Source organism: Collinsella sp. An268, assembly GCF_002159765.1.
In the GTDB taxonomy this organism is placed as follows: Bacteria; Actinomycetota; Coriobacteriia; order Coriobacteriales; family Coriobacteriaceae; genus Coprousia.
In genome coordinates this window covers 53,621-66,896 of the sequence record NZ_NFJH01000007.1, presented here as the reverse complement: position 1 = coordinate 66,896, position 13,276 = coordinate 53,621, and the positions used below count along the sequence as shown (strand labels likewise).

Below are 13,276 nucleotides of genomic sequence, written 5' to 3'. Positions count from 1 at the left end.
TTCTCACTACATGCGAAAGGGGCAACCGCTGGGGCCGCCCCTGTAGGAGACTTTCAGATGCGCTAATCGTCGTATCCGCTGTCAGCGTCGTAGCCGCTATCAGAGTCGTAGCCCGAGTTTCCGTCATCGTAATCGTATCCGCTGTCGTAGTCATACCCACTGTCGCTATCGTAAGAGGATGACGGGGCGGGAGCGGGTGCTGGAGTGGGCTCCGGAGCGGGAGCTGGGGCGGGAGCGGCGGTCGAGACCGTTGCGGTCACGCCGTAGTCGCTCGCGCCGTCGTCATACGCGGAATTTCCGTCGTCGTGGTCGCCCATATCGTCGTCATAGGCCGAGCTTCCATCGTCGTATGCTGAGTTGCCGTCGTCGTAGCCAGAATTGCCATCATCCCACGTATCGCGGTCGTCCCAGTCATCGTTGCGGTCAAAGTCGGCCTCGAGCACCTTGCCGGTACTGGCGTCAACCTCAAAATCGTATTCGGTGCCGTTCGCTGTGAATTCGAGCTCGTACACGCCGTCATCGAGTTCATACTCGTGCTCGTGGAAGGTCACCGTCGCCGGATCGAGTCCCAGCTGCCCCAATACCAGCTGCTTGGCAGCATCGATGCCGATGAGTCCGGTATCGTCCAGGTCGTCATCTCCGATGGCGTAGGCGCTCGAGCCCAAACCGCGGTCGCTTGCCGCCCTCTGCACACTTGCCGCCATGTCATCCATAAAGCTATCGGAAGGCGCCCGCGACCCGTCCGCGATCTTGAGAACGATATTGCGCTCGCGCCCGCCGATGCCGTTCTCAAAGTAGCCATCGTCATCAATCTCGCCGACGAGCTCACCCGCAACCATCGTCGCCGGCCGACCGATAGCGTTGTCAAAATCGGCAAGCACGCTCTTGCCGTCCTCATTGGCGCCAGAAACCGCCACCACGTCACCCTGGCTGTCATAGGCGATCTCAATCTCGGGGTTCACGCTCAAAAGAACGCTACCGATGGCCGCCGTGCCATTACCCGAGGGAGTTGAGGGGAGCAGCGTTCCGCAGCCGCTAAGCCCGGCTATCAGGGCAGCGCACACGCCGATGCCTGCGATGCGGGAGAGAGTCCTTGTAGCCAACATGTTTCCTCCTTTGGTCACCGGTTCTTCCGGTCTTCCCTTCTGACAGTGATAGGTTGCGGAGGACCCATTCCCAAACCGGGGTCGCACGAGTACTTTTTTGGACTTTTTTCTTGCCGCTACGCAGGAGAAGCCAGAACGCGAGCGTTAATCGTCGTAACCGCTGTAGCCGGAGTTCCCATAGCCGCTGTCATCGCTATAGGTTGGCTCAGGCGTCGGGGCGGGGGCAGGCGCAGGCGCGGGCGCTGCCAGCGCAGGCGCGGCCTCAACCGGTGCGGGGTCCGCGGGCTCCGGCTCGGGCACCTCGACGATTACCTCCTCGGGCAATTCGTCAGCAGCTGCCTGCGCGGCCTCGATGTCTGCCCTGCGAGCGACCATGATGTCCTCGCCCACGTGGGCGGAGAGGTCAGCGATCAGACGCTCCTCGGTCTCGGCGCGCCATGGTTCGTCGTCCGAAGCCACATCAAGTGCCACCGCGCCACCTGCTGCAAGATCCCCCGCGTCGGCCGCGCGGTCGGTGAGCTCAAAGACCACCGTCTCGGCCTCCTTGCCGTAGGACCAATAGCCCTCGATAAGGGCCTCACCGTCGGCATTCTCACCAGCAAGCCCAACCACACGGTCAAACCGGTTGACCTCAATGGCAACAGATGGGTTGATCTCCAAGTGCACGGTACCTCGCGGCGTCTGCCAGGACCACGCACCGCCGATGATCGCGGCGCAGAGGCAAGCCGCAGCCGCCAGCCACCACACCGTGCGCGCCGGACCGCGGCGCCGGGCCACGGCGTCGTCTATGGGCGTATCGGCAAGGTAGATATCCTCCCGCACCTCGCCCACGGCGTAGCCCAGGTTGGGCACGCGCCGCACGCGGCCCTCTTCGTCGAGCACGACGGCAAAGCTCAGAGCGCACTCGAGCACCAGGTACCTCATGCCGCATCACCCCCCGCTGCCTCGGGCGCGGCACCAACCAACTTGTAGAGGTGGTCTCGAATGATGTCGAAGCCGTTGGTATAGATGAGAAGCATCGCCACAAGGTAGCGACGGTGGCGCTCGAGCGTCTTGCGCTCGACACCCGCGCCTGAGGCTATGGCGGCAAGCGGTAGCTTACCCGTTGCCTCAAGCTGCTCGATGAGCTCAAAATGCTCGCGCGCATAGCGGATGGCGGTCCGGCAGGTCTCGAGTGTGCGGTCCTGCTTAGGGCAGTTGTCCGCTACGTCAGCAAACGACACGCCGTAGGTCTCGAGGAGCGCAGCGAGCTCGCGAATCTCTTTTCGCGTCGCCTCGCGAACCATGCCCTCGTCCATATCCGAATGTTCAGTGGCGATTTGGTCCACCAGAGCGGGACGCTCGTCACCGTCGGTGTCGTCGGTTGCGCTGTCGAGCGACACGACCGTGAGGTGGCGCGCCTCGCGGCGGCGGTAGTCGATGAGGCGGTTTTTGATGAAGCGGGCCGCAAGCGGCAGGAACGCACCCCGGCGCGCATCATATGCCATCACTGCCTCGTGAAACGCAAACATAGCGATTCCCAGCTCGTCATCAGACCCCTCTTGGGGGCTTCGCCCCGTGAACTTTGCGGTCTCGGCCTTGATGAACGGCAGGTAGTCGCGTACCAGGTCATCTGCCCGATGCGCATCTCTCTGCGCCGCCCGCACGCGCGCGGCAATGTCGTTCCGCAAGCCCATGGTCTCCCCTTCTGCCCATAGGATGCGCAGCGCGCACGCGCGTTTTGGGGTCGCGCGGGCAGATTGGTCAAAACTGCTGGAACGTCGAGCGTACCGGGTCGCCGACGCACATTCGGTAAGGGGAGATGACGGATTTGGTAAGGAATCGGTAAGACGCGCCTATCGCTCGGGCACTACGCCGGTCGCCATAATCTGGGCGAGGTCGTCCTCGGTGAGGACCGGCACGCCCAGGCTCTCCGCCTTGGCGAGTTTGGAGCCCGCCTTCTCGCCCGCCACCACGTAGCTCGTCTTCTTGGAGACCGAGCCGGTAACCTTGGCTCCGAGGGCCTTAAGGACGCTTCCCGCCTCGTCGCGCGTGAAGCGCGTGAGGGCGCCCGTGAGCACAAAGGTAAGGCCGGCGAGCGGCTGCGCCTCGGTGAGCTCGGCTGCAACCCCCGCTTCCTCGGCAAAGGCTGCATCCGCCCCCGCGCCACCGAGGTTCTCCTCCAGCGTGACGCCCGCCAGACGCAGGCGCTCGAGCACCGCGAGGTTCTCGGGAACCGCAAAGAACTCCTTCACGCTTGCCGCGATCTTGGGACCGATGCCCTCGATGCCGGCGATGTCCTCCTCGCTTGCGTCAATGAGCGCCGGCAGGTTGAGGAAGCGCTGGGCGATAAGCTCGGCCACACTCTTGCCCACATGGCGGATACCCAGCGCAAAGAGCACGCGCGAGAGCGGCTGCTCTTTGGAACGTGTGATCTCGTCCACCACCTTCTGGGCGATGGTGGCACCCACAGGAATGGGGTCGCCCGCCTTGATGCCGCGGCGATTGTTATCCGCCTGGTAGACGCGGCCCGTGTCGAGCGCGGCCACCGCGTCAACGGTCAGCGCGTAGAAGTCGGCGACGTCGCGCAGAAGCCCCGCCTCAACCATCTTGTCGATAAGCTCGGTGCCCACGCCGTCGATATCCATGCAGGGGCGGCTTACCCAGTGCGCCAAACGCTCGCGCAGCTGCGCCGGGCAGTCGATGGAGACGCAGCGGTAGGCGACCTCACCCTCCTCGTGCACCACCGGCGCACCGCACGCCGGGCAGGCATCGGGCATCTGGTACTCCACCGCATCCGCCGGACGATCGTCGAGCACGGGCCCCACGACCTCGGGAATGACATCGCCCGCCTTGTGCACCACGATGGTGTCGCCCACGCGCACGTCCTTACGGCGAATCTCGTCGATGTTATGAAGCGTCGCACGGGCGATCGTAGAGCCCGAGACCGTCACCGGATCGAACTCCGCCACCGGCGTGAGCACGCCCGTGCGACCGACCTGAATGCGAATCTCTCGCAGGACGGTGCGCTTCTCCTCGGGCGGGAACTTGAACGCGATGGCCCAACGCGGAGCGCGTGCGGTAAAGCCCAGCTCGTCTTGCTGGGTGAAGCTATCGACCTTCACCACCACGCCGTCGATGTCGTAGTCGAGCTCGCTCCGGTGCGCCAGGGCGTTGGCGCAAAACTCGTGCACCTCTGACGGCGTGGCGCAGCGCGCCACGTTGGGATTGACGGAAAAGCCTGCTTGGCGAAGCCAGTCGAGAAACGCGTGCTGGCTGTCGACGTGCAACGGCGCCGTGTCCGCCACGGCATAGAGGAAGGTCGCGAGATCGCGACGCGCCGTGACCTTGGGGTCCTTCTGGCGAAGGCTGCCGGCGGCGGCGTTGCGCGGGTTGGCGAAGGGGTCGCGACCATCGGCGTCGGCCTCCTCGTTCAGGCGCACAAAGCTCCCCTTGGGCATGTAGACCTCACCGCGCACCTCGATCGCGGCGTCGCGGTCGGCACCCATGTGGTCGAGCGCGGCCGCCGAGAGATGCATCGGCACATCCTTGATGGTGCGGACGTTGAGCGAGACGTCCTCGCCCGTCGTACCGTCACCGCGGGTGGCCGCACGCGCAAACGAGCCGCCGCGATAGGTGAGCGCCACGCCCAGGCCGTCGATCTTGAGCTCGCACGTGTAGATGACCCGCCCCGCGCCAAGCGCGTCCTCCGTGCGCTCGAGCCATTCGTCCAGCTCCTCGAGGTTCATGGCATCATCCATCGAATACATGCGCGCCATGTGGGTGACGGGCGCGAACTGTTCGGTATCAACGTAGCCGCCGCCCACGCGCTGCGTGTAGGAGTCGGGCGTCACCAGATCCGGATAGCGCGCCTCGATCTGCTGCAGCTCGACGAGAAGCTTGTCGAAGGCGGCATCGGTTATCTCCGGCGCATCGAGAATGTAGTAGCGGTAGGCATGGTAATCGAGCTCGTGGCGGAGCTCCGCTGCGCGCGTGGCGGCCTCGGCGCGGGCGGCGTCCCCATCGCCTTGTGCGCCCGTCACACCTGACGCTCCCGCCTGCTCTGCCGCCACGTTCTCGCCAAACAGGTTCTCCTGCTCCACGGTACCCTCCTTATGGCACACGACCGCACTGCACGGCCGTCCAATTCGCTCCGGCCTATAGGGTACCATCCCGCGCGGACCGACCAACTCGAGGCACCCGCCCCCTATCAATCGCCCAACCCCGCCACTGTCGCAGAGCCAAGGCCTCCTTAGGGGTGCAGCTATTCTAGTCCTGTTATAATCTGCTTATTATCTGATAATCATCTGATGGAGCAGCCTATGAATACCAGCATCACCGCACCCATCTTTCCCATCACGGCGCTCTCCAAACAGTCAAAAGAGGTAAAAGATGCCGCCGACAAGGGTCCCGTACGCATTACCGAGAACGGCCGTGGCGCCTATGTGTTTATGAGCGAGCAGGCCCTCAACGACCTGATTGAGCGCGAGCGCGCCGATGCCGCCTACGAGGCATACCTGCTTGATGCCGTGCAGCGGGGCGCAACCGACATTGAGGAGGGTCGCTACTCCACCTCGCGCGAGGAGATGTTCCAGCGCGCATGTGAGCGGAGGGCTCGCTATGCGTAGCGTCGTGTATGCCGACAACTTTGCTGACAACGTAGCGGCAATATACTCCCACCGGGTGCTTTCCCTCCTCGACCGGCGCCTTGCCGCCATCGAATCTCACCCCTTCATCGGCAACCCTAACGTGCGGCCCTCGCTTACCGAGCGCTTTGGACCGACACTCCGCACCTTTCCCGTGCCGCCCTATACCATCGTGTACCGCTACGACGACGAGCGTGACCGGCTGGAGTTTCTCTCCTTGCCCTACGATCACTCGGTTTGGTAGCTAAACATAGCGGCTTGGGAATATCGGCGTGCTTTGGGCCAGCAGTCGAGATGCGTGTCACGCAGCTTCCGTGCTAGCGCCTCGCCATACGCATTGCATACATCTAGCAAGGGCGCGGCACCCGCAACAGGTGCCGCGCCCCTACACGCGCTATATAACCAGACGCTACTCCGCAGTTGCCTAGGCGGCGTCCTCTGCCTGAGAAGCCTCGGCAGCCTCAGCAGCGGCCTGCTCTTCGAGCCAATCGGCGCGACGCGCCGCGCGCGACGCGAAGCCGATGACGGCGGCCGGAATGAAGGCGAGCACGGCAAGGATGATCGGCGGTGCGACAACGTAGATTCCCATAGCACATACCCCCTTACACAAAGAGCCCGCCGGCGATGCCCGCGACGCCCGTGAACGCGAGCGCCATGAGGGCGGCCGTGACGAGCGAGATGGGCACACCACGGAGCACGCCGGGCACGAGGCGCTCGTCGATGCGGTCATGAATGAAGGCAAAGGCGACCACGGCGATAAAGAGGCCCATGCCGGCGCCGATGGCGGCGCCGAGGGCGGTATCGAACGTGGTCACGTCGGCAGATGCCGCCATGGAGAGCGGCACGGCGAGCACGGCGGCGTTGACGGCGAGAAGCGCACAGAGCTGATAGATGCGCGAGCGCTCCGCCTTAGCGCGCGGCGCCGCGACAGCAGCACCCAGAGCAAAGATCACGGCAGCGCTCACGAGCACATACACCACCGGCGCCATGTAATCGATGCCCCAGGGGGCGAGCACGTAGGTGTAGAGCGGCCAGCCGATGAGCCCCGCCGCAAAGGTGGCGACCCAGAGGGCGCCGCCCAGACGGAAGGCGTCCTGCGGGCGCTCAGCTGCCAGAAACACGATGACCATGCCAACAAGCTGGCCAAAGACGATGTTCTGGTCGAGCGCCGCCGAGAAGAGCGCATTCAGAAACGCCATTAGCGCTCACCTCCCTCTGCGCTCTTGCGCGCAGCGTCGACGATGGAGTTCACAAACGCGCACACGAGCGCGAGCACGAGAAGCGACCCGGCGGGCGTACCGAAAATCGCGATGGGCGAAGCGGCGAGCTCGTTCATGGTGAGGCCAAAGACCGCGCCGGTAGCGAACATGCCGTTGATGAAACCCACAAAGGTAAGCGTGCAGAACGCGCACACCGCGCAGAAGAGCGCCGTCCCCATGGTTGAGCCCTTAGCGGGGCCTCCCGCAAAGCCGTCATCGTAGATGAAGGCGGCAACGATGCCGTTCACTGCAGCGAGCGGCAGGTAGATGCCGAGGTTCTGGTAGATGAGCGGGTCGATGATGCGCACGGCAAACGACACCAAGGTCACGATGGTCGCGCTCACCATCAGAAGCACCGGGATGCGCGCCCAGATGCCGGTGAGGGCACGGAGCGGGCGGGCGACGAGCGCCATAGCCACGATGGCAACCGCGCTCACGGCGCCGATGGCGATGCCGTTCTCGACCGAGGTCGCCACCGCAAGGCCCGTGAGCGAACTCGCCGCCACCAAGAAGGCCGGCGTGCGCACGAGCTCGGCGATGCGCTCGTTCTGCTCGCGCACCACGTTCTCATTGAGAGCCATGTTAGTTACCTCCCAACTGTGCGTACGCCTCGAAGGCGATGTTGAGGTCTTCCACCACGGCCGTGGAGGTGAAGGTCGCGCCGGAAACGCCGTCGACCTGCGTGCCCTCAGAGCCGTCGAGCGAGAGCGAGCCCTCGGCCGCGAGACCCGTGAAGGTACCGAAGAAGTCCTCGGTAAGCGCGTTGGTGCCGATGCCGTCCGTCTCGTTCTCGGAGACGATCTGAATGCCCGCAACGGTACCGTCGGACGCGATGCCGATCATAAGCTGGACGTCGCCCGCATAACCGGCCGACTGCACGTCGAAGACATAGTCGCCGGCATCGGTCACGTACGCGGAGTTGAGGCCCTCGATGGCCGGGGCGTCGAGCTTCTCGAAGCTCGCGGCCTCCGGGAAGAGCAGCGCGCGCTGGGCGCCGCCCTGGGCCTCGTCGAGACGAGCGTCGGCGTCGGTAAACGCCGTGGTCGCCCACTGGCCCTGGTAATAGGCGAAGCCGAGGACGCCGCCGCACACCACGGCGGCAACGAGCACGGTCACAAACGCGTAGAGCGAGCCGTTGCGATGGCGGGCGATCCAAGAGAGCTTGGCGCCGGACGCGGGGGTCGTGTTAGACGAGGGCATGCTTGACACCTCCCACCGGCTGCGTCCGCGTGTAGCGGTCGATCAGCGGAACGAACATGTTCATGAAGAGGATGGAGAACGCCACGCCCTCGGGAGCGGAGGCAAACAGGCGCACGAGCGCGGTGATGACACCGCAGCCGACGCCGAAGATAATCTTGCCCTTCCACGTCATGGGCGTGGTGGTGTAATCCGTCGCCATGAAGAAGGCGCCGAGGGCAAGACCGCCGGCGAGCACCTGGTAGACGACGTCCTCGCCGCCGATGCCCGTAATGAGGGCGACCGTGGCGATGAAGGGAACCGTGGCCCAAGCGTCAACCACCTTGACGGCGAGCAGGAACACATAGCCGATGAGAAGCGTGATGATGCAGGTCTCGCCCAGCGCGCCCGCATGCAGACCAAAGAGCAGGTCCGTATAGCTCGCAACCGGCGCGCCCGAGGCGGCCTCGGCAAGCGGCGTGGCGCCCGTGATGGCGTCGAGCGGCGTGCCCTGAACGGCCGGATAGCTCGAAAGCGCCGACGGGAAGGCCACCATGATGAAGACGCGGCCGGCGACGGCGGGGTTGAACACATTCGCGCCGATGCCGCCGAAGAGCATCTTGGCGACGATGATCGCAAACGCGGTGCCCGCAACCGCCACGTGGACCGGGCAGGTCGCCGGCAGGGTGTAGGCGAACAGCATCGCCGTCACCACGCAGGAGAAATCTCCGGCGGTGGACTCGCGGTGCATGATGATGCAGCACAGGTGCTCGCAGACGAGCGCCGTGGCGATGCAGACCAGCACCACGAGCGGAGCGGCAAGACCGTAGAGCGCGGTCGCCGCGATGAGGGTGGGCACGAGCGCCAGGCAAACGGCACCCATGATCTTCCACGTGCGCGACTCCCCGTGGAAATGCGGGGAGGCCTCGTTAATCAGATTCATGCGCGGTTACGCCTCCTTCGCAGGTTCGGTGAGCCGGCGGGACTCGTTGCGGTAGTAGCCCTTGCCCTCGCGAATCGAAGCGGTGATGCGGCGGTGCGCCGGGCAGGTGTAGGCGCAGCTGCCGCACTCCATGCAGTTCATGACCGCAAACTCGTCGAGCTTGACCACGTCATGGCTGCGCGAGGCGGCGTCGAGCTGGAAGGGCATGAGGCCCAGAGGGCACACGCTCACGCAGCGGCCGCAACGGATGCAGGGCGTCTCGTCGGGCAGGATCGCCTTGTCCTCCAGGCAGAGGATGGCGTTGTTGGCCTTCAGAATCGGGCAGTCGATGTCGGTGATCGTGCGACCCATCATGGGGCCGCCCATGATGATCTTGCGCGGCTCCTTGATGAGGCCGCCCGTGGCCTCGACCACGTCGTGCACGCTCATACCGATGGGAATACGGTAGTTGCCCGGGTTCTTGACGCAGTCACCGGCGATGGTGACGGTCTTGCGCACGAGCGGCACACCGTAGCGGAAGTACTCCTCGATGCGCGAGACGGTCGTGACGTTCAACACCAGGCAGCCCGCGTCGACGGGAAGCCCGCCGGCAGGCACCGCGCGGCCCGTGGTGGTCTGGATGAGGACCTTCTCGCCGCCCATGGGGTAGCGGGTGGGAACCATGAGAACCTCGACGATGTCGCCGACGCCCTTCTCCTGAATGGTGGCGTTGAGCTTGTCGACAGCCTCAGGCTTGTTGTCCTCCACGCCGATAACGGCAGCCGGAATTTCGAGGGCGCGGGCGATGCGCGTCACGCCGTCGATAATGCGCTCGGCATGCTCCATCATCTGGCGGTAGTCGCTCGTGATGAACGGCTCGCACTCCATGGCGTTGACGACGAGGAACTCGAACTTCTTGCCCGGCGGGCACTTCATCTTGAACCACGACGGGAACGATGCGCCGCCGAGGCCCACGACGCCCGACTTGCGGACGCACTCGATGAACTCGTCCTTGTTGGCGTACGTCGGCTTCTCGAGCGCCGGATCGTTCTCCATCTTGCCGTCAGACTCGATCTGGACGACCGGAGCGTGCTGCCCGGTAGGCAGCGTCTCCTCGGCCACCGAGGTAACGGTGCCCGAGACAGTGGCGTGCACGGGTGCGCACAGCCCCTCGCCATCGCCGATGAGCGTACCGATGTAAACGTGGTCGCCCACGTTTACCACCGGCTTGGCAGGTGCACCGATGTGCATGTTCAGCGGAATGCGTACCTGCCGGGGCGGCTCAATCGACGTGACGGGGCAGTCGCGCGTGTCCTTGCACTGCGGCGGATGCACACCGCCTAACGTCTTGTGCAGAGAGAACATCAACTCCCCTTCCCCCTCGTTATCCGGCGCGTAGACGAAGCAGCCGGATAGACGGTGTTTACACATGCATGCTCTCTATTGTAACGAGATGGCTGCACATTTTGAACACACGATTAGAGGGGTAAACCGTCCAGATGCGCTCTTTATTATTCTATTTGGAGGATAAAGATGGCGATTCGGCTGCCGTCTCAGCCCTCTAGCTCGACCTGTCGATACGTGATCCCGCACCGATCAAAAATGTTCTTGGAGATGAGGTTGTCCTCGGTGCCAGCGTACTTGTCATCGAGGTAGACGACCTCGCCGATGCCCGCTTGCACGAGGGTCTTGGCGCACTCGTGACACGGGAAGAGCGTTACGTAGACGGTCGCCCCTGCCATGTCTTTGAGCGAGCCGCGGTAGTTCAAGATCGCGTTTGCCTCGGCGTGGATCACATAGTTGTGCTTGTCATGCAGCGGGTCGTCGGCCGTACCCCACGGAAAATCGTCGTCGTTGAGCGCTGAGGGCGTGCCGTTGTACCCCACCGAGAGGATGCGGTGGTTGGTGTCGGCGATGCAGGCCCCCACCTGCGTGTTGGGGTCCTTAGAGCGCAGGCTCGCCGCGATGGCGGCGCGCATGAAAAACTCGTCCCAGCTGATGACGTCTTGACGCTTGCCCGGCATAGCCGACCTCCTCCTCACGACGATAGCGCCATTCTACCAAGGCCCGGCCGTGTCGCAAACACAGCCGGGCCCAACGTGGCTCAAAACGACCCCGTCCCCACATGAGTCATTTAGCCATCCGCAACTTATCTCGCCTAATTAATTGACACCCCATGGACAAAAACCGCATCGCAATAATAAATGACCCCCTAGCAATTACCAGAAATACCGCTCGAAGCCACCTCCATATAGTCACTTTGCGACCAGGACGCCGGTAAATGATGCCGATCAGCGCCCGATTCGCAGTGCTTGGCCGCACAGACACGGCTTCTGCAGGGGGTTCTTTATTATTGCGGTGGCGTTTTTGTCCATAGGGGGTTATTTATTTCTATTCCCAAGCGTCACGTGGACGCTTACCACGACAAGACACTCCCTTCGGGATAGCGTAGATACCGTTTCCTCGTGTTGCTGCGCATCGCTAGCCGATCTGGCCGCCCTGGTCGCCCATGCCGTAGCGACCGCCCATGAGCTCCTCCAGATACTGTAGGAACTCCTCTTCGGTCATGGTGGAACCGTTACCCGAGGACGTATCCTGCTGCTCGGTCTGAAGATCCGCATCGGAGCCGAGCGTCACGTCGACCTCCATCGTGTCGCTGCCGCGCACGACCGTGAGCGTCACCGTGTCCCCCACCGCATGTTCGCGCAGCGCGATGATGAGGCCGTCGGCAGACGTCACCGCATCGCCGTCGACCGCGGTGATGATGTCGTTCACCTGAAGACCCGCGTCCGCCGCCGGCGTCCCCTCGTTCACCTGGGACACGAGCGCGCCCTCGGAGACGGAGAGGTTCTCGCGCCGTGCGGTGAAGGCGTTGACGGAGCTCACGCTCACACCGAGGTACGGGTGCGCGGGCGTCTCGCCGGCGATGATCTGGCTGGCGATCTGCATGGCGTAGTTGATGGGGATGGCGAAGCCCACGCCCGAGCTGGAGCCCGAGTAGCTTTCGATGATGGAGTTGATGCCGATGAGCTGGCCCTCGGCGTTGACGAGCGCGCCGCCGGAGTTACCCGGGTTGATGGCGGCGTCCGTCTGGATCATGTTGGCGTAAATCGACGTTCCCGTGGAGGACTGCATGGCGGTCGAGCGATAGAGCGCGCTCACGATGCCCGTCGAGACGGACTGCTCGTTGCCAAACGGGCTGCCGATGGCCATGACCCACTCGCCGACGGTGAGGTTGTCGGAATCTCCGATCTCGATGGGCGTGAGCTGCGCATCATCGGCGTTCGCCAGACGTATGACGGCAAGGTCGCTCGACTCGTCGGTGCCCACGACCTCGGCCTCGTAGCTCGTCTCGTCGTTAACGGTGACCGAGATGGCAGTCGCACCCTCGATGACATGGTAGTTGGTGAGGATGTTCCCGTCCGCATCGATGATGGCACCAGAGCCAACACCGCCGCCCTCCTGCGTCTCGGTTGAGATGGAGACGACCGAGGGCAGGCACTTGGCGGCGACGGCCTCGGCCAGCGTCGTATCCTCGGCGTCGATATCGATAGTCTGCGTGGTCGGCACGTCGGCCGTCACGTCGGTATCCGAGATGCGGAAGGCGCCCGTCATGACAAGCGCGATCACGAGCACCGCGCCCACGACGAGACCGCCAAGCGAAGCCAAGAAGACGGGGAGCTTCTTCGTTTTGGTCTTAACGACGGTATGCCGCTCGGTCGCCGTCGACGGGACAAAGGGGATGTAGTCGGTCTTGCCGGCGCTATCCGTCCCCTCGGTGTGATCGGGCTCGGGGGTGGGTTCAACAGACATGCGCGGAGGCGTGGGGCCGTTACCGGTGGACGTCGCCTCGGGACGCTCGGGGGTGTGTTCGGAATCCATAGCTGTGCTTCCTTTCCAACACGTGAAGTACGGCTACGTTGTACCCTACCCGCTTACCATAAGCACCGACTAATCGAGTTTTTATTGGTTCTTAAGATAGCGAAACGGGGCGACTGAGCAGCGGCGGGACGGAGCTATAGGATGCCTGCACGGCAGCATCCGGCCGCCAACTCCTGGGTATGTCGGCGGTTCGGTTGCACGGCCCCCGATGTTTGCCATCCCTATTGCCGCGCACACGGCGCCCGTCCGCAAAAGAGCGGCGCGCCCAATCTCCGAGATTGGGCGCGCCCGAACGTCGCCGACTGC

14 protein-coding genes are annotated in these 13,276 nt (G+C 63.9%); 2 read left to right on the top strand and 12 right to left on the bottom strand.

Annotated features, from left to right (window positions below; translation table 11 throughout):
* Window positions 1–62: 62 nt before the first annotated feature.
* The 4 genes from B5F70_RS06875 to ligA all read right to left on the bottom strand — a co-directional run bounded on the left by B5F70_RS06875 (window position 63) and on the right by ligA (window position 5,128).
* Window positions 63–1,106 carry a PepSY domain-containing protein gene (locus B5F70_RS06875; protein WP_087204835.1) on the bottom strand — a complete coding sequence of 348 codons (1,044 nt, stop codon included), beginning with the start codon at window positions 1,104–1,106 and terminating at the stop codon, window positions 63–65.
* A gap of 144 nt (window positions 1,107–1,250) precedes the next feature.
* A complete protein-coding gene (locus B5F70_RS10765; protein WP_087204834.1) occupies window positions 1,251–2,030 on the bottom strand; it encodes a hypothetical protein in 780 nt (259 codons plus the stop codon).
* Window positions 2,027–2,782 (bottom strand): sigma factor, encoded by a 756-nt coding sequence (locus tag B5F70_RS06865; RefSeq protein ID WP_087204833.1) that lies wholly within the window; start codon window positions 2,780–2,782, stop codon window positions 2,027–2,029. Before B5F70_RS06865 ends, B5F70_RS10765 begins: the two co-directional genes overlap by 4 nt.
* A 159-nt stretch (window positions 2,783–2,941) precedes the next feature.
* On the bottom strand, window positions 2,942–5,128 hold the full coding sequence (ligA, locus tag B5F70_RS06860) for an NAD-dependent DNA ligase LigA (protein ID WP_087204889.1): 2,187 nt from the start codon (window positions 5,126–5,128) through the stop codon (window positions 2,942–2,944).
* Window positions 5,129–5,407: 279 nt separating this feature from the next.
* Between ligA and B5F70_RS06855 the strand changes: the two genes are divergently transcribed.
* Both B5F70_RS06855 and B5F70_RS06850 read left to right on the top strand, forming a co-directional pair.
* A complete protein-coding gene (locus B5F70_RS06855) occupies window positions 5,408–5,713 on the top strand; it encodes a hypothetical protein (protein ID WP_087204832.1) in 306 nt (101 codons plus the stop codon).
* Window positions 5,706–5,975 (top strand): type II toxin-antitoxin system RelE/ParE family toxin, encoded by a 270-nt coding sequence (locus tag B5F70_RS06850; protein WP_087204831.1) that lies wholly within the window; start codon window positions 5,706–5,708, stop codon window positions 5,973–5,975. The genes B5F70_RS06855 and B5F70_RS06850 overlap by 8 nt, the downstream gene beginning before the upstream one ends.
* 180 nt (window positions 5,976–6,155) lie before the next feature.
* Here the strand turns inward: B5F70_RS06850 and B5F70_RS10635 are convergent, their stop codons facing one another.
* From B5F70_RS10635 to B5F70_RS06815, 8 genes are all read right to left on the bottom strand, one after another.
* Window positions 6,156–6,320: a hypothetical protein gene (locus B5F70_RS10635; protein ID WP_158094956.1), complete on the bottom strand. Its 165-nt coding sequence runs from the start codon at window positions 6,318–6,320 to the stop codon at window positions 6,156–6,158.
* A gap of 13 nt (window positions 6,321–6,333) precedes the next feature.
* Window positions 6,334–6,930 (bottom strand): Rnf-Nqr domain containing protein, encoded by a 597-nt coding sequence (locus B5F70_RS06845; protein ID WP_087204830.1) that lies wholly within the window; start codon window positions 6,928–6,930, stop codon window positions 6,334–6,336.
* Complete coding sequence (locus tag B5F70_RS06840) at window positions 6,930–7,571, bottom strand: Rnf-Nqr domain containing protein (protein ID WP_087204829.1); 642 nt, start codon at window positions 7,569–7,571, stop codon at window positions 6,930–6,932. The genes B5F70_RS06845 and B5F70_RS06840 overlap by 1 nt, the downstream gene beginning before the upstream one ends.
* 1 nt (window position 7,572) lies before the next feature.
* The gene (locus B5F70_RS06835; protein ID WP_241145930.1) at window positions 7,573–8,190 is read right to left on the bottom strand and encodes an FMN-binding protein; all 618 of its coding nucleotides are present in this window, start codon (window positions 8,188–8,190) and stop codon (window positions 7,573–7,575) included.
* A complete protein-coding gene (locus B5F70_RS06830) occupies window positions 8,177–9,109 on the bottom strand; it encodes an RnfABCDGE type electron transport complex subunit D (protein ID WP_087204828.1) in 933 nt (310 codons plus the stop codon). The genes B5F70_RS06835 and B5F70_RS06830 overlap by 14 nt, the downstream gene beginning before the upstream one ends.
* A 6-nt stretch (window positions 9,110–9,115) precedes the next feature.
* Window positions 9,116–10,453: an electron transport complex subunit RsxC gene (gene rsxC, locus B5F70_RS06825; protein WP_087204827.1), complete on the bottom strand. Its 1,338-nt coding sequence runs from the start codon at window positions 10,451–10,453 to the stop codon at window positions 9,116–9,118.
* A 188-nt stretch (window positions 10,454–10,641) separates the two neighbouring features.
* Window positions 10,642–11,112: a dCMP deaminase family protein gene (locus B5F70_RS06820; RefSeq protein ID WP_087204826.1), complete on the bottom strand. Its 471-nt coding sequence runs from the start codon at window positions 11,110–11,112 to the stop codon at window positions 10,642–10,644.
* Between the two features lie 457 nt (window positions 11,113–11,569).
* Window positions 11,570–12,970: a trypsin-like peptidase domain-containing protein gene (locus B5F70_RS06815; protein ID WP_087204825.1), complete on the bottom strand. Its 1,401-nt coding sequence runs from the start codon at window positions 12,968–12,970 to the stop codon at window positions 11,570–11,572.
* Window positions 12,971–13,276: the final 306 nt, after the last annotated feature.